The sequence below is a fragment of the Polyangium sp. 15x6 genome, from assembly GCF_029960785.1.
Classification (GTDB): domain Bacteria; phylum Myxococcota_A; class Polyangia; order Polyangiales; family Polyangiaceae; genus Polyangium.
This window is the reverse complement of sequence record NZ_JASBQE010000030.1, coordinates 105,463-124,604: the sequence shown is the minus strand read 5'-3', so window position 1 is coordinate 124,604 and position 19,142 is coordinate 105,463. Positions and strand designations below refer to the sequence as shown.

Annotated in this window: 16 protein-coding genes and 1 pseudogene; 6 read left to right on the top strand and 11 right to left on the bottom strand. The window is 69.7% G+C overall.

What is annotated here, in order from left to right:
- Both QHF83_RS23035 and QHF83_RS23030 read left to right on the top strand, forming a co-directional pair.
- Positions 1 to 649, top strand: a pseudogene (locus tag QHF83_RS23035) (hypothetical protein); the annotation flags it as partial.
- 83 nt (positions 650 to 732) lie between these two features.
- Entirely contained in the window at positions 733 to 2,565 is a 1,833-nt protein-coding gene (locus QHF83_RS23030) for an EAL domain-containing protein (protein WP_282420060.1), read from the top strand.
- 1 nt (position 2,566) lies between these two features.
- Here QHF83_RS23030 and QHF83_RS23025 read toward each other — a convergent pair whose 3' ends face one another.
- The 8 genes from QHF83_RS23025 to QHF83_RS22995 form a co-directional block, all read right to left on the bottom strand.
- A complete protein-coding gene (locus tag QHF83_RS23025) occupies positions 2,567 to 3,019 on the bottom strand; it encodes a hypothetical protein (RefSeq protein WP_282420059.1) in 453 nt (150 codons plus the stop codon).
- Between the two features lie 13 nt (positions 3,020 to 3,032).
- A complete protein-coding gene (locus QHF83_RS23020; protein ID WP_282420058.1) occupies positions 3,033 to 3,683 on the bottom strand; it encodes a DNA-3-methyladenine glycosylase in 651 nt (216 codons plus the stop codon).
- A gap of 73 nt (positions 3,684 to 3,756) precedes the next feature.
- Positions 3,757 to 4,002 (bottom strand): hypothetical protein, encoded by a 246-nt coding sequence (locus QHF83_RS53490; protein WP_348980459.1) that lies wholly within the window; start codon positions 4,000 to 4,002, stop codon positions 3,757 to 3,759.
- Positions 3,999 to 4,634, bottom strand: coding sequence for a hypothetical protein (locus tag QHF83_RS23015; RefSeq protein ID WP_348980458.1), 636 nt, complete (start codon positions 4,632 to 4,634; stop codon positions 3,999 to 4,001). The genes QHF83_RS53490 and QHF83_RS23015 overlap by 4 nt, the downstream gene beginning before the upstream one ends.
- Positions 4,635 to 4,746: 112 nt before the next feature.
- Positions 4,747 to 6,117 (bottom strand): hypothetical protein, encoded by a 1,371-nt coding sequence (locus QHF83_RS23010; protein ID WP_282420057.1) that lies wholly within the window; start codon positions 6,115 to 6,117, stop codon positions 4,747 to 4,749.
- Complete coding sequence (locus QHF83_RS23005; RefSeq protein ID WP_282420056.1) at positions 6,114 to 7,625, bottom strand: hypothetical protein; 1,512 nt, start codon at positions 7,623 to 7,625, stop codon at positions 6,114 to 6,116. The genes QHF83_RS23010 and QHF83_RS23005 overlap by 4 nt, the downstream gene beginning before the upstream one ends.
- Before the next feature lie 43 nt (positions 7,626 to 7,668).
- Positions 7,669 to 8,427: a hypothetical protein gene (locus QHF83_RS23000; protein WP_282420055.1), complete on the bottom strand. Its 759-nt coding sequence runs from the start codon at positions 8,425 to 8,427 to the stop codon at positions 7,669 to 7,671.
- A 45-nt stretch (positions 8,428 to 8,472) separates the two neighbouring features.
- The gene (locus QHF83_RS22995; RefSeq protein WP_282420054.1) at positions 8,473 to 10,938 is read right to left on the bottom strand and encodes an MMPL family transporter; all 2,466 of its coding nucleotides are present in this window, start codon (positions 10,936 to 10,938) and stop codon (positions 8,473 to 8,475) included.
- A gap of 129 nt (positions 10,939 to 11,067) precedes the next feature.
- On the opposite strand from QHF83_RS22995, the gene QHF83_RS22990 reads away from it, so the two are divergent.
- Positions 11,068 to 13,071 (top strand): VWA domain-containing protein, encoded by a 2,004-nt coding sequence (locus QHF83_RS22990; RefSeq protein ID WP_282420053.1) that lies wholly within the window; start codon positions 11,068 to 11,070, stop codon positions 13,069 to 13,071.
- 12 nt (positions 13,072 to 13,083) lie between these two features.
- Here QHF83_RS22990 and QHF83_RS22985 read toward each other — a convergent pair whose 3' ends face one another.
- Positions 13,084 to 14,427 (bottom strand): alkaline phosphatase family protein, encoded by a 1,344-nt coding sequence (locus QHF83_RS22985; RefSeq protein WP_282420052.1) that lies wholly within the window; start codon positions 14,425 to 14,427, stop codon positions 13,084 to 13,086.
- Between the two features lie 233 nt (positions 14,428 to 14,660).
- On the opposite strand from QHF83_RS22985, the gene QHF83_RS22980 reads away from it, so the two are divergent.
- The 3 genes from QHF83_RS22980 to QHF83_RS22970 all read left to right on the top strand — a co-directional run bounded on the left by QHF83_RS22980 (position 14,661) and on the right by QHF83_RS22970 (position 17,629).
- Positions 14,661 to 16,274 (top strand): sigma 54-interacting transcriptional regulator, encoded by a 1,614-nt coding sequence (locus tag QHF83_RS22980; protein ID WP_282420051.1) that lies wholly within the window; start codon positions 14,661 to 14,663, stop codon positions 16,272 to 16,274.
- Between the two features lie 141 nt (positions 16,275 to 16,415).
- Positions 16,416 to 17,138: a patatin-like phospholipase family protein gene (locus QHF83_RS22975; protein ID WP_282420050.1), complete on the top strand. Its 723-nt coding sequence runs from the start codon at positions 16,416 to 16,418 to the stop codon at positions 17,136 to 17,138.
- Positions 17,135 to 17,629: a cupin domain-containing protein gene (locus QHF83_RS22970; protein ID WP_282420049.1), complete on the top strand. Its 495-nt coding sequence runs from the start codon at positions 17,135 to 17,137 to the stop codon at positions 17,627 to 17,629. Before QHF83_RS22975 ends, QHF83_RS22970 begins: the two co-directional genes overlap by 4 nt.
- Positions 17,630 to 17,771: 142 nt before the next feature.
- On the opposite strand, the gene QHF83_RS22965 is transcribed toward QHF83_RS22970, so the two are convergent.
- Together QHF83_RS22965 and QHF83_RS22960 are read right to left on the bottom strand one after the other, a co-directional pair.
- Positions 17,772 to 18,362 (bottom strand): PepSY-associated TM helix domain-containing protein, encoded by a 591-nt coding sequence (locus QHF83_RS22965; protein WP_282420048.1) that lies wholly within the window; start codon positions 18,360 to 18,362, stop codon positions 17,772 to 17,774.
- Complete coding sequence (locus tag QHF83_RS22960; protein WP_282420047.1) at positions 18,355 to 19,071, bottom strand: molybdopterin-dependent oxidoreductase; 717 nt, start codon at positions 19,069 to 19,071, stop codon at positions 18,355 to 18,357. Before QHF83_RS22960 ends, QHF83_RS22965 begins: the two co-directional genes overlap by 8 nt.
- Between the last annotated feature and the right edge of the window lie 71 nt (positions 19,072 to 19,142).

The window sequence follows — 19,142 nt, the reverse complement described above, 5'->3', positions numbered from 1 at the left end:
GCAGCCGCCCGCGGACGCCTCGGCCGCGCCGCTCAGCGCCCCGTTCGCGGAGCCGCCCGCCGCCGCGCCCTTCCCTGCGCCGCCGGGCGCGGCCGCGCCGGGGCGCGAGCCTACGAACCCGCTCGATCCGAGCGCATCCCGACGAACCCGGCAGGTGCAAGCGGCCGTGATCGGCGTGCTCGTCGTGGGTCTCTTGCTCGCGATCGTGCTCATCGCGTCGCGCCGCTCGCCCGATCCCGAAGCGGCCGTGTCTCCGCCCGAGACGACATCGCCCGATTCGACGGGAGCGGCCACGGCGGCGGGCACGGCGCTCACGCCGGACGAGATGGCCGCGGCAGTCCCGGACGAAACGCCGATCGAAATCCTCGCGGACGAAGCCGCCGCCGCCCCGAGCGCAACACAGGCGCCGCGCCCCTCGGGGTGGAAGCCGATCCCGAAGGGCCACGGGCGGCTCCTGATCCGTGCCAAGGGAGGTACCTGCAAGGTCACCGTCAATGGCGTGTACTACGGTGTGACGCCGGTCGACGTGATCGTGGAGATGGGAAAGCAACGCATCTTCTGCCGCATGCCGACCGGCTCCACGCGATCCAAGGAGCTACGCGCGCCCGAGTTCAAGGTGACCAAGGTCGAGTTCGAAGTGAAGCAATGACGGCGGCCACGGGCGGCCTGCCACGCTCGGAATTTGGCGGGCGACGAAACGCTCGGCTTTCGCTATAGGTAGTATTGGCCAACGTGACGAGCTCAGATACGAAAAACGAGCCCGAGGAGCCCGAGGAGATCGAGGCAGACCTCGAAGAGGACGACGAGGAGGAGCGCCGGGACACGCGCGAGTGGCGTACCCGCTCGTGGCTGCCGAAGGCGCCGCTCTTCGGGCTCGACGCGAGCCTGTCGGAGCTCGGCGTGGCGCTCATGGAAGCCGACGCCGAGGGCCGCCTCGTGCGCATGAACGCGACCGCGGAGCGCCTCACGGGCGAGAGCTTCGAGGAGAGGCGCGGCGCGCCGATCGACGAGGTCTTCCGCGTACGGACGGCCTCGCCGCCCACGCCGTTCCCCTCCGAGGGCTCGTCGGTCGGCCCGCTCCCGACGGGCCTGCTCGGGCACACCGCCTTGCTGGAGCGGAAAGACGGGCAGATCGTGGCCATCCGCCACGCGACGGGCATCGCGACCACGGGCGAGGGCACGCCCGAGCGCGCGGGCAAACTCGTGGTCTTCCGCGACGCGAACGTCGAGCAGCTCCTCTCGCTCCAGATCGCGCGGCAAGCGCGCTACGACGCGCTGACGGGCCTCTTGAACCGCCACGCCTTCGCGGAGCGCATCGAGCACGCGCTCGCGCAGAGCCGCGAGCGCGGCGTGCGGCACGCGCTCGTGTACTTCGACCTCGACCGGTTCCGGCTGGTCAACACGACGTGCGGCCACGACGCGGGCGACGATCTCCTCCAGTGGGTGGCGACGCGCCTGCACGAGATCATGGGGCCGCAGGACGCGGCGGGCCGGATCGGCGGCGACGAGTTCGTGGTGCTCCTCCACGGCCGCGACACGCTCGAAGCCGAGCAGGTCGTGCGCAGGCTGCAGCGGACGCTGCACGAGTTCCGCTTCGGCTGGCAGAAGAAGACGTTCCCGGTCGAGGCGAGCATGGGCCTCGTGCCGTTCGGCGCCGAGTTCCATCGCGCGGCCGAGGTGCTCGGGGCCGCGGATCAGGCCTGCCGACTGGCGAAGGACAGCGGCCGCGGGCGCCTGCAGATCTACATGAACGACGACCAGGACATGGCGCGCAGCCGTCGCGCCATGCAGTGGGTCGCGAGCATCCAGCGCCACCTCGCGGACGGGCGGCTGCGTCTCTTCGCGCAGGAGATCCACGCGCTGCCACCGACGAAGCGAAGGGGCCTGCATTTCGAGGTCCTCGTGCGCGTGGTCGGCGACGAGGGCCAGCTCGAGTCGCCGGTCGGGATCATCCAGGCGGCCGAGGACAGCCGCATGATGGACGAGATCGACCGGTACGTCGTGTCGAGGACGCTGGCGACGCTCGGCTCGCTGCCGAAGGAGCACCTGAAGAACCTGCACACGTGCGCGATCAACCTCTCGGCGCTCTCGCTCCTGCGCGAGGGGCTGCTCGATTTCCTCGTCGAGCAGCTCGGCAAGTACAAGGTGCCGGCGACGAAGATCTGCTTCGAGATCACGGAGACGGCGGCGTTCGCGAACCTGCAGGAGGTGCTCTGGATGATGCAGGAGCTCGGAGCGATGGGCTGCCGGTTCGCGATCGACGATTTCGGCAGCGGGCACGCGTCGTACGGGTACCTGGAGAGCTTGCCGGTCGATTACGTAAAGATCGACGGCATGTTCGTGCGGAGCATGCTGGACAGCCCGCTCCACCGAGCGATCGTGGAGAGCGTGCAGCGCATCGGCGGGATGCTGGGGATCGAGACGGTGGCCGAATCGGTCGAGACGCAGCCGATGGCGGAGATGCTCTCGAACATGGGCATTCATTATGCCCAGGGCTGGCTCTACGGAAAACCGAAGCCGATCGGCGACGTGCTGGCGACGCTGGTCTCGCCGGACGGGAAATGATCTACGGGCACTCGCCCGTGATCGACTCCGTCGTTTCCGCCCCCAGGTTGCATTTGACCTCGTAGTTGCACGTGGCGCTCGCGAAGGAGCACGACGCGGCGAATTGGTTGTCTGGGCAATACGAATCGCTGCACTCGATCCCCGGATCGGAGGGCGGCCCGGCGGGCGGAGCGCCGCCGCCGGACCAGGCATCGCAGACGAGCTTGCCAGCCTCGCAGGAGCATTTGTAGCCCCATTCGACGTACGAGAGCTCGCACGTCTCGCCGGGCTGACACCCGACGCCCTGCCCGCAGCGCTTCTTCGCGCCCGCGAGCGTGCCGCCCGTGCCGCCGCCGCCGCTCGAGGCGCCCCCGTTTGCGCCCGTGCCGCCGCCGCCATCCGAGGTGCTCCCGCCCTCGTCGCTGCAGGCCACGAACAGGAGCAGGCCGGCCGTCATGGCCATGAGGCCAGCCATGGTTCGTCTTACTTCATTTCTTGGTTTCGTGAAGCCTCCAGAGGTACCAGCAAGCAATCGATCGATAAGGCCTCCAGGGCCGCGCGAGCTTGACCATTCGCTCGGGCGTCGGATCCTTCCGGAGGCCGTGGAGCTTTTTCATCCCCTTCTGAATGCCGAGATCCGCGACGGGGAGCACGTCGGGCCTGCCGAGGCGGAAGATCAAGAACATCTCCGCGGTCCAGCGCCCGATGCCTTTGACGCGCCGCAAGCGCTCGATCACGGTCTCGTCGTCGAGCGCGGGCAGCTCGTCGAGCACGAGCGTGCCGCCCTGGAGTTTTTCGCAAAGGTCCCGGATGAACTTGACCTTGGACCCGGACAAACCGCAGGCCCGGAGCGCCTGCTCCTCCACGCGGAGGAGCTCGGCGGGCGGGAGCAACGTGCCTCCGCCAATGGCGAGGACGCGGCCGAAGATGGTATCGGCGGCCTTCACGGAGAGCTGCTGGCTGACGATCGACTCGACGATGGCCTCGAAATACCCGGGCGTATGAAAAGGACCGCTCGTCTGGGCAGCAGCGCCGAGGCGACACGGGCCGACGGACTGGATGAGCTCGGCGAGGCGGGGATCGGCGGCGGAGAGGAAGCGGAGGGCCTCGGCGTGGAGTTCGGGGGCGGTCGCGGTCATGGGGCGATGATCTTACCGAGGAAGATGTCGTTTGTCGTGACGGCCGTCGGGGTGAATACGTGGGGCGCGGGAATCAACTCGGTTCGTCGAGCACCTCGGCGAGCGAACGCGCCACAGCGGCTTTCTCCAGCCATCGCTCGAGGTGCGCGGGATCGCGCTGCGCCAGGATCGTATCACGCACGGCATCCGGAACCGAGATTCCGCGGACCCGGAGCACGGTCAGGAGCGCGCGCGCAGCTTCCTCGGCGCGCCCCTCCGCCTGCCCTTGCGCGAAATACTTCCTCGCGAACTCGCTCTGGTACTCGTATCCCTTCATCATCGCCTCCCCTCCAGCGCCCGGCGAGACGCCTCGTTGATCGAGGCGTACACCAGATCATAGTAGAAACTGGCTCGTTTGTCATCGAGCGCTCCGAGCGCCCGGAGCACCGCTCCCGCGACCGTCGCCGCCTGCTCCGTATCGCCATATGCCATCGCCGAGAGAACCCCCAGCTCGGGCCGTTGGGATGCTTCCGCAGGATCCGTCACGACGGGAATCTCGTCGCGGCGCAGAACGGGCGGGCAGAGCACGAAACCCGCAACGCCGAGCTCGATGGGCTCCGCGCACCACGCGGCGACGGCTCGATCGGGCGCGACGACGAGGAGATCCGCCGGGCAACGGTGCCGGTCGCGCGAGACCGTGAGATAGGCCGGCCAGGTAAAACGTTTGTCGTCGTCCTTCTGGAGCTGGACCTCGACGATGACGACCCGAACGGGTTTGTCGCCGTCGAGGAGCAGGACGACCACGTCGGCGCGGTACTCGGCCGGCCGAGTCTCGGTGAGGTCGACCGAGACGACTCGGGCTTCGCTGTATGGCGGAAGCTCGACCCGGAGCACCTCGACGAGCAGCTCCGCCGCGAGGGACGGGCGATTGCGGAAGAGGTCGACGAGGACCTCGTGGCGCATCGAGCTCATGGACGCAACGTGGCATGCGCGCGCGGAGGGGAGCAAGAAGATGGACAGGAAAAACGCGTTCCGGGAAAAACCTGGGCCTCGGCTCACCTGTGTCGAGCGGGAGGTTCGTTCGTCATTTCCCCCGCCTCCGAAAACTCGCGCCCAGGTCCCACCCATCCCCGCCCCTCGCGAGCACGAGCTCCGGCATCAATCCTCCCGACACCCGAAGCTCCCCGAGCACGCCCACCCGCAGGCTATGCGTCAGCGCCCGCGCGGACGCATTCGGCGCGAGCTTCGGTGGCTTCATCGCGAGCTCCTTGGCCCGCGCCGGGTCGTCCGCCGTCGCCAGCGATAACAATGCCCCGAGCGGCCCCGGCTGCGAAGGTCGTACGATATCGATCGAGAGCGCCACCTGCCCCCGCGCCCGGCGCCGACCGAGCTCCACGCGCGCGAGCGTCGTGACCGTCACCTCGTGCCCGGGCCTCGACAAGATCGGCGCGAGCGTGCGCGCCACCTCGACGAGGTGCGCCGATGCTTCGTCCACGAGGAGCTCCGAAGGCGGCCCGCCCCAGCCCGGATCCCCATGGGCCGGCGGCAAAAGCCCGAGCCCGAGGTGCGACAAACGCTCCGGCGGAACCGCGTCCACGAGCCGCTGCGCGACCGAAGGCGCGCCGTAGCTCCCAGCCTGGGGGCCCGTCTGCAAGACGATCCACGCCGCACGGCCGAGGTCGAAGCGGACCGCGCCCTTGCGCTCGCCGTGCAGGCCGAGCCCGAGCCAGCCCACGTCGTCCCGCTCCGCCTCGAATCGGCGTAACGACATCGCGAGGTCGTCCGCGCGCGCGACCTCGATCCCGTCGAGAAACGCCGCGCCTCGCGCCGCGAATGCATTCCTGGAGAGCACGAGCCCACGGTCGCCGCATTCCGCGCGAAATGCGCCCGTCCCGTCCGGCGCGCTCGGATCGAATTTCTGCGGCACCACCGAGACGAGCGGGGAAGCGAGCGCGCGGGCGAGCTTGTGCGGGTCGGTCGTGCCAAACACCACCGCCAGAGGATCCTTCGGGTAAGGCGTGGGCTTCGGGACCTCCGCGAGCACCGCCGCCGCGCCCCGGCCGCGGGCACGCTCGATCGAGAAGATCACGTCCGCCGCGCCGAGCGTCTCCTTGCGCGCCGTGCGCAGGCCTTCGCGCAGGCGCACGACCGTGCCGAGCGCCTCCTTCGATGGGAGCGATTGCGCGAGCGTCGGGACCGGGTGGCCCGCGGCGTCGAGGGCGAAAAGCGGGTCGGCGATCGCCGACCCGAAGAGGGCCGCGGTCGGGTCGCGCAGGTCGTGCGGGTCGATCGAGCGCGTGGGCCAGGGCAAATGCAGCGAGAAGCGACCGCCGTGCGGGGTGCGGCCGAGCGCAGCGGCGGGAGGCGTCGCGGCCGCGAGGGCGGTCGCCAGGGAGGCGCCGAGGAACGTGCGCCTGGACAAACGATTGTCCCAGCCGAACATTTCGCCGCTCATCGCACCACCCAGATCTCGTCCGCGGTCGCGACCACGAACGGCGCGCGCCCCGGGCCATCGGGAGGACAAACCGCGAGCGCGCGGACGCCCGCCGCCGCCGGCAAGCGCAGGATCTCGCGCGCGCGCCCTGCCTCCCCCGCCGCCGCGCGCGCCCAGGTGCGCACGACGACCGCGTCGTCGAGAGCATTCGCCACGTCGAGCCCGCTCAAGATCTCCGGATCGCCGTCCTGATCGAGATCCCCCACCGCGAGCTGCGCGCCCGCGCCGGTGATCGTCTCGACGTGCCCCGCGTCGTCGCGCACCTCGACCACGCCGCGATCGCTCCGCGCCGCGAGCACGGTGAAACGCTGACCCCGCGGCGTCACGAGCGAGGCCGCGGCGAGCACGTCGAAGTTGCCCGACGTGGCCGGCGTGATCGTGGTTTCTCCGGGCAAACAAGGCACGAGCGGGCCCGTGAGCCACCCCGACGCGACGCGCGCGCAGCCGCTCGCCTCGCCCGCCGAGACGGGCAAACCCGCGAGGGGCGCGACGACCGCGAGCTCCGCGTCGAGGCGCAGCGCCTTCGCGCGATCCGTCACGCCGACGTCGGCGAACCGCGTGACGCCGCCCGCTTCATCCTTCTGCTCGACGAGCCCCGCGAGGCCGATCGGCTCGCGCAGCGGCGACGGGTGCAGCGGCGAGAGGTCCGACCAGGAGCGCGAGCGCAGCGGTAAAACCTTGCCGTCGCGCAGGCGCAGCGTGGTGACGCGGCGGCGGCTCGTGCTCAGGATCTCGAGCGCGCCGTCGCCGTCGAGGTCGCCGCACGCGAGGGCCACGACGTCGGACTCGAAGTTCTGGCCACGCGTGACGTTTGCTTTGGCGAGCGGTACGGGTTCGAGGAAGCTACGAATCTCGGCGTCGATCGGCGCCTCGGCGAAGGCGTGCGCGAGCGGGCCCGGCTCGGGATCACGAATGCGCGCCCAGACGGTACGCGGGACGGGGAAGACGTCGGCGGTGACGCGGAGCTTGCCGCCGCCGATCTCGACGACGAGGTGGACGAACGATCGCTCGCCGCGCGCCGCCACGCGCGCATCCGCGAGCGAGAGCGGGCTCGGGTGCGCGGAGCTGCCCGCGCCGAGGCGACCCGCGAGGAGCGAGGCGATACGCGCCGTGAGCTCGGCCCCGCGCGGCGCCGGCGTATCGGAGACGAGCGGCGCGGCGACGACGAGGGCGCGGAATGGAGCGGGCGCGAGATCCGCGGCGAGGGACGCGGCCACACGGGCGACGGAGGCGCGCGGCGGGCGCGGCGCGGCGGCGGCCGGCGGAGGGTTCGTCGGGGCCGGGTTCGTCTGCGCAGGGTTCGTCGGGGCCGGCGCAGCAGGCTTTTTCGGCTGGGCGCCGCCGTTTCGCGGGACGAACAGGGCGAGGACGATCGCCGAGACAAACGCCCCGCGCGCGATCCTTCCGCGCGAAATGTCCCCGAGCTCGCGCGAGCACGTCCCCTCGGTGCGTAGCGGCAGGGCGGCCACGCGCTCAGAATAAGCGAGCGGGGGGCGCGTGGCTACTCTGCGATCAGCGCGACCGCTCGGTCGAGGGCGCGGCGTCTTCCTCCTCGGGCAAACCCGCGAGCCTGCGCGCGGTCGGACGGATCCCCTCGGCGAGCGCGGCGTGCCCTGCGAGCGCGTACAGGCCGCAAGCCGCCTCGGTGACGCCCTGGTACGTCGAGAGCCACCGGACCATCGCCAGGTTCTTCGTGCTCTGCGAGAGGATCGCCTCGCGCCTTTCGCGGTCGACGTCCGCGAGCGCGCGCCGGAGGTCTGCAATGGCGAACCCGAGATCTTCCGCGACGGCGAGCGGCGCGATGGCGAGGCTCTTGATCTTCGGCGGCTCGACGAGCGGGCGCTCCCGAAGGAGGCGCTCGACGGTGCTCGCCACGCGAAGAAGAACCTCGGGATCGTCGGGGATCTGCGAGGGGATGCCGTACGCGGCGGCGACGGGCACGCCATAGGTGCTCGCGAGCGTGGTGCGGAGCGAGAGGAGCAGGGCTTTGAGGCCCTCGACGCGCTCCTCGGCGAGCGCGCGTGGAGCGTCGTCGTCCGCGAGCTCGCGCGCGTGGGCGAGGTCGGCGGAGAACATCGTCTCGGTCGAGCGCGCGAGCAGATCACGCAGCGCGTGGAGGAAGCCGGCGACGGTGATGTCGCGGGGCGGGCCCTCCGGGAACAGCGCGATTTCGAGCTCCTTGGCGATCTCGGGGGTGTGCTCGTTCAAGGAGGCGAGCACGGTGCGGCTGATGGAGACGCGATCCGCGATGAGCTTGGAGGGTTGCGACATGGGAGGGGACTATGGATACCGCCCCGCGGGCAGCCTGAGAAGACCTCACGCCTTCCAGAGCCGGAGCCCCGCGGGCACGACGACGAGCGCGACCACGAGCCCCGCCACGCTGCCGAGCGCGCCGACGAGGCCGAGATCCCGCAGGCCGTCGAAGCGGCAGAGCGCGAGCGCCGCGAAGCCCGTGGCCGTCGTGAGCGCCGTGGCCGCGACGGGAGGGCCCTCGTCTCGCAAGGTCTCGCGAATCACATCGTGTTCGACGCCGGGGGCTCCGGCCTGCCCAGAGGGCCGGCCCGTGCCCCCGATCGCCCCGTCCACTTCGCGGGCCCGGTAGAGCAAGAACATGCCCTCGTCGACGGTGATCCCGAGCAGCACGGGCAGGACGAGCGCGTCGTAGGCATGCAGCGGGATGCCGAGGATCCGCACGAGGAGGAGCACCGCCGCAATCTCGCAGAGGACGACGATCGCCGCGATCACCACGTCTCGCGCGCGCCGAAGCGACATCGCGAGCGCGGCGACCACGAGCACCGCCGCGACGCCGCCGATCTTCGGCAAGTCCTCCGCGAGGCTCTGCCGCAGCACGACTTCGAGCCGCGCATACCCGGTCAGCATGGCTCGAGGATCGGTCTGCCGCAGCGCTTCCTCGACCCGCGCCGTCGCGCCGGGCACTTCGCGCGGCCGCACGTAGAGCGCCACGAGGTGGTCGCCGTCGTCCGTGCCGAGGTAACGCGACAGGAGGATCGAGGCCGTGCTCTTGCGGAGGTCCTCGATCTGGACGAGGTCACGCGAGGGCGCGCGCATCGCGTCGAGCGCACCCGCGAAACGCGCCGGGGCAAACCCCGTCTCCACGAGCGCTTTTTCGAGCTCGTCCGCCTTCGCCGGGAGGCCTTGCGCGTCGCGCGCCAAAAAGCGCGCCTCCTGCGTCTCCTTCGCGGGCGCGAGGGCCGTGAGCGCGTCGACCGCCTCGACATCGTCCTTCATCGCGGAGAGCGTCTCCGCGAGCCGATCCCCGCGCGCCCGCGCGCGCTCGAGATCCCGATCCGCGACGAGCACGACCCATTGCCCGCGTTTGCCCCCGAACGCGTCGAACACCGCCTGCTGCACCTTCAGCGGCTCGAGCTCCTTTGGCCGCACGGCCACGATCGACTCCGACAAACCCGGCGCAGCGCCCAGGAAAACGGCCCCGACGGGCAGGAGCGCGACGATGGCGAGGAGCGCCGCGCGCCGGCGCGTGCCCGAGAGCCAGGCGAATGCATCGGTCCAGCGCACGGGCGCCGGTGGAGGCGGGGGCTTTCGTTCGAGGAGCGCGCCGACCTCCGGCGTCACGAGCACGATCGCCACCGCCGTGAGGAGCTCGCCCGCGGCGCAGAGCAGGCCGAGCTGTTGCATGGCCTCGATGCTCGAAAACGCGAGCGCGCCAAACGCCGCGGCCGCCGTCCCGGCCGCGAAGAGGACGCCGCGCGCCGTCTTCGCCCGCGCCACGCGCGCGGCCTCGCGAGGCGGAAGACCCGCCCGCCGCGCTTCGAGCAGCGCCGCATAGACGTGCACGCCCGTGTCGACACCCACGCCCACGACGACCGACATGAACGCGATCGCGATCGCGGACAAACCACGCGGGAGCGCCGCCGCCACGGCCGCGGTCCACACCGTGCCGAGCAGGAGCGGCGGCATCACGGCGACGAGCGCGCGCACGCGCCGGAAAATCAAGGCGAAGACGAGCGACGCGACCACCGTGGCGAGGGTGCTGGAGATCGAGAGATCCCGCGTCAGCATGGCCTCGGTCGCCGCCGCAATCGCATGGCCGCCCGTGAGGCCGAGCTTCATCTCGGGGTGGGCCGCGCGAAGCGGCGCGAGGACGGCCTCCGTGTCCTCGACGAAGCGCCGCGCGTCCTCGCCACGCAAGGCCTGTCCGCGCGGCTCGGCGAGCACGAGGTGCGCCTTGCCGTCGTCGGTGGCGAACGCGCCGTCCGGTTGCGTGCGCACGCCGGAGCCGATGTCCGCGCCCTCGTAGGCGAGTTGCCCGAGCCGGAGCGGGTCCGCTGCGACGATGTCGGCGACGGCGCCGCTGCCCGGCGCGAGGAGCATGGCCCGGCTCTCCGCGAGCCGCGCGCGCATCCCCTCGGGCGTGAGCGCGCCGCGCAGGCGCTCCATCGCGCGTGGGTCCGCGTGGCGAAACACGAGCATCGGATCGAGGGCGCGCGAGGTGTCGATCCGATCGGCGGCGCGGGCCACGCTCGGGCGTTTTCCGAGCTCGGCGGCGATTTCGGCCGAAACCTTCGCGTTCGTCTCCGGATCCGGCCCCTCGACGAGCACGACGGCGAGGTCGCCGCCGCCGAAGCCACGCACGTACCGACGCAGCGCCGCGGCCTCGCCCTGATCGGGCAGGAGCGACGCGACGTTCGGGTCGAGCCGGAGCCGGAACGTGACCGCGAAGAGCGCGAGGAGCGTCATCCCGACGAGCGCGAGCGTGACGGCGCGCCTCGCCGGCCACCGTTTCGACCCGGGAGCAGACATCGGCGCTTCGATACGCCGAGCGCCCCCGTCCGGCAAGCCGTACGTACGCCGGAGCAAAAACGATCCGCTCGATGAAGAATCAAAAAAAGTCGGGAACGATGCGGCCCTGTCGATGTCGGGTCCATCGCCATGCGGACCTCCTTCGTTTCGTACACGCGCCGAGCTTCCATCCTCGCCTCGATCCTCCTCTCCGCGAACGCCGCTTCGGCCGATGACGTGCGGGGGTTACGATCGGACAAACTGGTGGAGAAGACGCACGTGGTCGATCTCCGCATCGGCCACGGCCACGCGGACCTGGTCGTGCGACGCACGGTCCACAATGGCGGTCCGCGGCACGATCAGGCGACGTTTTACATCGACGTGCCGTCCGGCGCCGTGGCCGTCGGACTACGCACGCTGGGGACCCTGGACGGCAAACCGCACTGGTTCGACGGCGAATTGCTGGAAGCGGAGAAAGCAGCGGCGCGGTATCGAGAGCTGACGGGAATCGGCGGGTATTACCCGAAGGATCCGGCCTTATTGTCGTGGCGAAGCCAGAACCTGCTCGCGCTGCAGGTGTTCCCCTGCCCGCCCGGCGAGGACAAGACGATCGAATACACGCTGCGGCTGCCCACGCAGTACCGCGAAGGGCGTCATCACCTCGATCTCTCGGCCCTGGGCACCGAGGAGCTGCCCGCCGAGGCGACGGTGTCGCCGATGATCGCGGGCGAGGCAATTTTCGTCGATGATACGCGGCAAAAGGCCCCGGCGAAGATCAGCCTGAAGGAGGCGGTGGACCTTTCGGTCGCGCCCGCGAGCGAAAAACCCGTCGAAGGCGCGCTCGCGTCGGTGGGATTCGCCAAGCAGAAGAACGTCGTCCATTTCCACATCGACGCGGCGCCCGCGCTCTCGCGTGTGCCTCGCGGCGCGCACGTCGTGGTGCTGATCGACGCATCTCGATCGCTCGATCCGGAGCAGGTCGAGGCAGAGGTCGCCATGACGCGGGCGTATCTCTCCCATTTTCCGGACGCCCGCGCGTCCGTGCTCACGTTCGATCGCGCGGTGCACGCCTCGAAAAAGGGGTTCGTCTCGGTACGTGAGGCGCTCGATGGGCTCGATGGATCGAAGATTGTCCGGCAAAACGGCAGCCACATCGACGAGGCGCTCTCCCGCGCGGACGCGCTACTCGCGGCATTGCCGGAGAGCACGCCGAAGCGGATCCTGGCCTTGACGGACACGCGCACGCGGCAGGAGCTCACGCCGGAGCGGCTGCGTGGTCAACTCTCGAAGAGCGGCGCGCTCTTGCACGTCGGCGTGGTGGACGGCGCGTTTTCGACCACGCTCACGCGCGACGACGCGCACGCCTGGGCTTCGATGACGCGGCCCACGGGCGGGCTCGTGTGGCAAGCTTCGATCGATACGGCCGATCAGGGCGACGAGCCCCGGACGGTGTACGAGGAGCTCGCGCGTCCCAAGCGAATCGACCATTTCCAGGTGCACGCGCAGGGCATTGCCCCGGAGACGCTCACGCCTCCCGAGGTGCTGGTGGAGGGCACGTCGTTCGAGGACCTGCGTTTGTCGGAGAAACAGGTTCCGTTCGTGGAGGTGACGGGCGAGCTCTGGGCGACGCCCATGCGCCGGGTGCTCGTCGCGGACGAGGCCGAGAATCGACGGTGGGCGGGGCTCGTGTTCGGCTCGGACCTGCTTCATTCGATCGAAGAAGCAGACATGATGCCGCTCGCGATGATGGGGCGGGCCGTGTCGCCGGTGACGAGTTATCTCGCGATCGAGCCGGGCGTGCGTCCTTCGACGGAAGGCCTCGAGGAATTCACGGGGAGCGGCTGGGGGTTCGGGTCCGGCCTTGGCCGGCTCTACGGCGGGCACCGCGTGAAGCCGCCGCAGATCAGCATGTTCGACAAGCAAGCGTTCCTGAAGGACGAGCTTTCGCGTGGGCTTCAGGCGTGCGGCGGCGCGGGGAAAAAGACGACCGTGGGGCTCGAATCGACGCTCGAGGAGATCGTCTCGGTGCGGGCGACGATCGACGGGGAAAAGGCGGGGTCGAAGCTCGTCACGTGCCTGGAAGAGGCGGCGTGGGGAATCGAGCTGCCGACAGCGTTCGCCGCGGTTTGGCAGGGTTTTACGGTCGTGCTTTGAGCGGACCGCGTTTCATTGCAGCGCGGCGTTCCACATCGCCTGCCAGAGCTCGGGGTACGCGCTCGCGACGCGCGCCGGGGCGTGGTCGCAAAGCGCGCGCGCCGCGAGGTCGAATGCGAGCGCGCCTTCGGTGCGAGGCGTGAGCGAGCGCTTGCATTTGCGACCCGGCCGTTCGGGCGGGCTCGGCGGGACGGGCAAGGACGCGCGGGCGGCGCCGCGGTTCAGGACCGCGGAGACGCTGCCGATCCCCTGCGCGGCCCGGCGCGCGACGGCCTCGGAATAGACGCCGTCTCCGAATTTCTCGGCGATGAGCTGCAGGATCGAGGTGTGGTCGAGCAGGCCGCCGTGGATCGTGCCGCGCTCGACGAGCGGCGAGACGACGAGCGCAGGGACACGTACGCCCGCCGTCTTGAACGGCCCATCGTGGATCGGCGGCGGCGAGACGTGGTCGTAAAAGCCTCCGTGCGAGGCATACGTGACGATGAAGAGCGTGCGGCCGAAGCGCTCGGCGTTCGACGTGAGCGCCTGGTAGACCTGGAGCAAGAATCGCTCGCCGGGCGCCATGGGCAGGGGCGGGCGGTTGTCGTTCGGCGGGCGGCCGAGGTGGAAAGGCGCGTCGAAATAAGAGGGCTCGATGTAAATGACCTTGGGGAACGTGGCGTCGGACTCGTTCCGGACGTCGTCCGCGAGCCGTGCAGCCGGGCGGAAGCGATCGCTCGTGACCTCGCCGTGCATCCAGGGGCAAAGGGTGAAAAAGGACAAACCGTCGTGATACACACGATATCGGATGCCACGCTGCCTCATCCAGTCGAAGACCGTGTCGTGCAGCGGCAGGAGGCGGGGCGTGGTGTCCGCGAGTAGAGAATAGCCGCACGTCGCCATGAGCCGGTTCGGCGCCATACCCGTGGGCAACGGAGCGAACCAGCGGTCACAGACGGCATAACTCTTCGCCAGGAAATTCGTGACGGGCGCGCCCGAGCACCGCAGAAAGCCCATCGGCAAGGTTCGCGACGCGCGGTGCGCCGAAAGCGCATGCGCCCGCACGAAGCCATCCATCGCGCGCTCGCCCGAAGAGGTCCTGCGGCCGAGGGAGAGGTGGACGGAATGGCTATCCTCGGGGAGCTCCGCAGCCATTGCGCCGTCGCGCATCTCGTGCGGGTGATGCACACGCCCCTCACAGGTGTTCTCGTAGCGCGTGTCGAGGAGCTTCCCGTCGACCGGCGTGCCCACGAGGCCATCGAGCTGCCCCTCGTACGACCCACCGTCGAGGCTCAGATGGCCGAGGACGTGATCGAACGACCTGCTCTGCATCATCAGGACAACGATGGTGTCGATGTCCTCCAGTTTGTCGCGCACGGCCTACCTCCAACCGGTTAACCGTCGAAATGATAAATGGGGTTTGCACGCGGCGTGCCAGCGTGGAACGATGCACTCGTGAGCTTGGATAGGGGCTCGACACACCGCGGCGATGCCCCGCGCATCACGGCCCACACCGGACGTATCGCCGACGTGTCGGCGGACGTGTCCGTCGACATGTCGAACGCGTCGTAGGCTTGTAGGACACCCCCTTTTCGTGATATCAATAGTACGTGTCCTCACAAGACGCGGAGCTCTCGACGCTCGATGGGCTCAACCCGCCGACACACGCAGACGGCCCCGAGGCGGGGTTCGGTAGCTCCCATATCCCCGCGTTGACGATTGTCTGGCACCCGACGCTGGAGCGGGTCGGCGATCGAGCGCTCCTGCCGTTACGTCACGGGGGTGCCGGCGTCCCTCTGTCGCGGCTCGAGCCCGAGTTCTCGCGCCCGGGTTCGAGTAAGCGCGAGCCACTCGGCGACGCACACGTGAGCCGCACACCCATTCGCCTGCACCGACTCGAAAACGATTGCATTCGCATCGAAAGGCAAGACAGCCCCACGCGGGTCGTCGCGAACGGAACGCCGCTCGAAGGCTATCGCGATTTCCTCGAGAGCGATTTGAAGGCCGGGATCGTGCTGGAGCTCGCGAGCCGCATCGTGCTCCTCTTGCACCTCGACGAGCTGCGCCAGGAGTCGGGGGATAACCTCGGCCTCGTGGGCGCGAGCCTGGGAATCGAGCGCGTCCGCCGCGAGATCCGGCAGCTCACGAGCCTCGACGTGCCCGTTCTGGTGCGCGGTGAAACCGGGACGGGCAAAGAACTCGTCGCGCGTGCCCTCCATCACATGGGAGTGCGACGGAGCCGGCCCTTCGTGGCCGTGAACATGGGCGCCATCCCACCCGCGCTCGCCGCCTCGGAGCTGTTCGGCGCCGACCGGGGCGCCTTCACGGGCGCGCGCGCCCACTCCGGATACTTCGGCGCCGCGGAAGATGGGACGCTGTTTCTCGATGAAGTGGGCGAGATGCCGCTCGACGTGCAGGCGTCCTTGCTCCGGGCCCTCGACGTGGGCGAGGTGCAGACGCTCGGGGCCTCGCGTATGCGAGAGTTGCGGGCGCGTATCGTCGCAGCGACGGACGCGGATCTCGAAGTGAAGGTGCAAACGGGGGCCTTTCGCGGGCCGCTCTTGCATCGGCTGGCGAGCTACGAGCTCGTGATTCCGCCCTTGCGCCAGCGGCGGGACGATATCGGGCCGCTGTTCGTACATTTTCTCCGCACCGAGCTCGATCGCTTCGGAAAGGCGGACCGGATCACATTGAACCAAGTGGGGCTCCCCGCGTCGTTCATGGCGGCGCTCGTTCGCCACGATTGGCCCGGAAACGTGCGGCAGCTCCGGAATGTCGTGCGGCAGCTCGTCCTCGGGAGCCACGACACAGGCCCGCTGGATCCAGGTCCGGCGCTCGCGGCGCTGCTTTCGATGAACACGCCGCCCGCGGGCGGAGGCTTCGGGAGCGCCGGCGGCGCCGAGGCGGGGGCCTCGCCGACGAAGGAGCCCATTACGCCGCGACGCAGCCGCAAGCCGAGCGACGTGACCGAGGAGGAGCTGCACGAGGCGCTGCGCGCGTGCAACTTCGACATGAAAGCCACGGCCGAGCGGCTGAGGATCCCGCGGAGCTCGATCTACAACCTCGTCGATCAACACAAGGTGCGGCGCGCGAGCGACCTCGGACGGGAGGAGATCCTGCGCTGCTTGAGGGAATGCGACGGGAACGTCGAGCTGATGGCGAGGCACCTCGGCGTCTCGAAGGTGGCGCTGCAGCGGCGCATGCGCGAGCTCAAGATCGGCTGAGCGCTCGATCGACGCGCCCAGGGCGCATGTTTCGGCTAGGATGCGCTCCCGCCTGCCATGTCATCCGCCTCGGCCGCCCCCCACGCCTCCGTTCGTCCCACCCCCACGCTGCGGGAGTGGCTCCGCGAAGGTCCCTTTTCCATGGGCCTTTCGTCGGGGTTCTTCGGGTTCTTCGCGCACGCGGGGGTGATGACCGTGCTCGAAGACGAAGGGCTCTTGCCCACGCGGGTCTCGGGCTCGAGCGCGGGCGCGCTCGTGGGCGGGATCTGGGCGGCGGGCGCGAGCGCGGTGACGATCCGCGACGAGCTCTTGCGGCTCAAGCGCGAGGATTTCTGGGACGTGCGGCTCGGGCCGGGGCTGCTCGCGGGAAAACTCTTCCGCGCGCGGCTCGAAGCGCTCTTGCCGGTGCGCTCGTTCGATCGGTGTCGCGTGCCGCTCGCGGTGAGCGTGTACGACGTGTTCGCCCGCGGAACGCGGGTGCTCGCGGAAGGGCCGCTCGCGCCGGCGATCCAGGCGTCGTGCACGGTGCCGGGGCTGTTTCACCCGGTCTGGCACGAGAGGCGGCCGCTGCTCGACGGCGGGATCCTCGACCGGCATGGGCTCGCCGGAATGCCCGCAGAGGAGCGGCTTTTTTATCACCACCTCGCGTCGCGCTCGCCTTGGCGAAAGGTGGATAGCCCTTCGCTGAAGGTGCCGGAGCGCGCGGGGATGACCGCGCTCGTCATCGAGGCGCTCCCGCGCGTGGGTCCGTTCCGGCTGCCCGAAGGCGCGCGAGCGTTCGACATCGCGGCGCGGGCGACGAAAGAAGCGCTTTCCCGGCCCGCGAAGGGCCCCGAGATCTGCGTGCAGGGAGGTTCGACATGACAACCGAATCCACGAAAAAACCGTGTCTCATCCGGGCCCGCGATCGCGGACCCGAGGCCTCGATGTCGCATCCGTTCAACCCGAATTCGCTGGTCCACGGGCACCTCTTGGGCATGGCGACCGGGCTCGAGAGGATCGGGGTCAATCTGATCCGGGTCCCGCCGGGGAAAGAGTCGTTCATTTATCATCGCCATCACGGAGAGGAAGAGTTCCTCTACATCCTGAGCGGCCGGGGCATCGCCGAGATCGGGGACGAGGAATTCGAGGTGGGGCCGGGCGATTTCATGGGTTTTCCCGTGCCGTCGGTCGCCCACCACCTCAAGAATCCGTTCGAGGAGGACCTCGTGTACCTCTCGTGCGGCGAGAAGAAGTCGACCGAGATCGCCGAGTTCCCGCGGCTCGGCAAGACGATGATCCGCTCGGGCAACCAGGTCTCGCTCTTCGAGACGAGCGCGGCCGAGGCGTTTCCCGGGCTCGAAAAGGTGAAATGAAGCGGGGCGCGGACGATCGGCAGCCTGTGGAATCATCGTCGCGAGCGCCCCGAAGCTAGGGCGACGGAGCGAGGAATCCAGAAGGATTTCGAGCGATGTCGACCGACGATTCGGGGCGCGCAGCAGATGAGTCCACAGGCTGTCAGGGGCCGCCGCCCGAGAGCACGACGTAGGCGATCGGGACCGCCGCGCCGACGAGCACGAAGATGCCCCCCCGGCCGATCAAACCCTTCCGGCCGGGAAGCATGAACATCCCCGAGAACGCGAGCAAAAGGAGCAGGACCGCGTAGCCGTCGGCCACGTAGGTCCACGCCTTCTTGCCGCGGTTCAGGTGCAGCCAGTTCGCGAGCCGCAGGAAAAACCGCGGCTGTTCGCCCTCGTCGAGCACCTTGCCGGTCTGCGTGTCCACGTGGAGCGTGCGCCGGTCGAGCGTGATTTCGAGCTGGTTCGGCGCCGCGCGGTAGACGTCGCTCGGTTTGGCCGGGATGTTCAGTCTTTGAAGGACCCGCTCGGCGACGGCCTGGTCCTCGCCTTCGAGAGGGCCGCCGAGTTCGTGCGTGGATTGGTAGCTCTTGAAATTCGGGTCCCAGTCCGCGATGTGGTTCACCGCGAGGCCGGACGCGGCATACACGAGGGTGAGCCCGACCGCGAGGTTTCCCGCGTCCCGGTGGACCGTGCGCAAGAGGCCTCGCAGGGACAATCGCCGCCGGGGCTCGGGCGCGCCCTCAGCCATATCGCTCCTCGGCCCACGGGTCGGCGTGGTTGTGGTAGCCGCGCGTCTCCCAGTAGCCGGGCCTGTCGGTCCGGACGAACCTGACGCCCGTCACCCATTTCGCGCTCTTCCAGAAATAAAGGTCGGGCACGAGCGCGCGGGCCGGCGGGCCATGCGGGCGCGTGAGCGGATTGCCCTCGTGCTTGTGCGCGATGAGCACGTTCGGCGCGGTCGCCTCGGCGAGCCGGACATTGGCCGTGTATCCATTCGCCGCCTCGAAGATCACGTGACGCACGGTGTCGCGCACCTTCGCCATCTTCGCGAGCTCGGCGACCTTGACGCCGGTGAAACGCGCGCCGAGCACGCTCCAGCCCGTGACGCAGTGGACGTCGCACGTCTGCTCGGTCTGCGGCAGCGCGAGGAGGCCCGCGAAATCGAGCTCGAAAGGATTGTCGACGTCGCCGTGGACGCGGAGCTTGAAGGCCGAGGGGCTCGGGTCGCCCGGCTCGCCGCCCATGGGCTTGAGCGCGTCGAGGATGCGTTGGCCGGGCGGCAGGCGCGGGCGGCCGTCGGGGCGGAGCTGCTTGCCGCGCGGGTCGCTATCGGCGGCGAGGACGTAGGTGCCGCCGCCGAGCGCGATGAAGGTGGTGCCAGCCGCGGCGGCGCGCAGGAAGGCGCGGCGACGGATGACGTTTTCGAGCTCGGGCAACTCATCCTTGGGCTTGGACACGAAAGCCTCCTCGATCGAGCACACTCATCCTAGCGTTCTACGCGCGAGCGTCGAGGCGGTTTCAGCGGCGG

What these genes read in the sequence shown, in the direction of transcription:
- QHF83_RS23025 (WP_282420059.1), bottom strand. Translation starts at nt 3,019, where the DNA reads ATGGCTGGCCTCATGGCCATGACGGCCGGCCTGCTCCTGTTCGTGGCC.
- QHF83_RS23020 (WP_282420058.1), bottom strand. Translation starts at nt 3,683, where the DNA reads ATGACCGCGACCGCCCCCGAACTCCACGCCGAGGCCCTCCGCTTCCTC.
- QHF83_RS53490 (WP_348980459.1), bottom strand. Translation starts at nt 4,002, where the DNA reads ATGATGAAGGGATACGAGTACCAGAGCGAGTTCGCGAGGAAGTATTTC.
- QHF83_RS23015 (WP_348980458.1), bottom strand. Translation starts at nt 4,634, where the DNA reads ATGAGCTCGATGCGCCACGAGGTCCTCGTCGACCTCTTCCGCAATCGC.
- QHF83_RS23010 (WP_282420057.1), bottom strand. Translation starts at nt 6,117, where the DNA reads ATGAGCGGCGAAATGTTCGGCTGGGACAATCGTTTGTCCAGGCGCACG.
- QHF83_RS23000 (WP_282420055.1), bottom strand. Translation starts at nt 8,427, where the DNA reads ATGTCGCAACCCTCCAAGCTCATCGCGGATCGCGTCTCCATCAGCCGC.
- QHF83_RS22995 (WP_282420054.1), bottom strand. Translation starts at nt 10,938, where the DNA reads ATGTCTGCTCCCGGGTCGAAACGGTGGCCGGCGAGGCGCGCCGTCACG.
- QHF83_RS22990 (WP_282420053.1), top strand. Translation starts at nt 11,068, where the DNA reads ATGCGGACCTCCTTCGTTTCGTACACGCGCCGAGCTTCCATCCTCGCC.
- QHF83_RS22975 (WP_282420050.1), top strand. Translation starts at nt 16,416, where the DNA reads ATGGGCCTTTCGTCGGGGTTCTTCGGGTTCTTCGCGCACGCGGGGGTG.
- QHF83_RS22970 (WP_282420049.1), top strand. Translation starts at nt 17,135, where the DNA reads ATGACAACCGAATCCACGAAAAAACCGTGTCTCATCCGGGCCCGCGAT.
- QHF83_RS22965 (WP_282420048.1), bottom strand. Translation starts at nt 18,362, where the DNA reads ATGGCTGAGGGCGCGCCCGAGCCCCGGCGGCGATTGTCCCTGCGAGGC.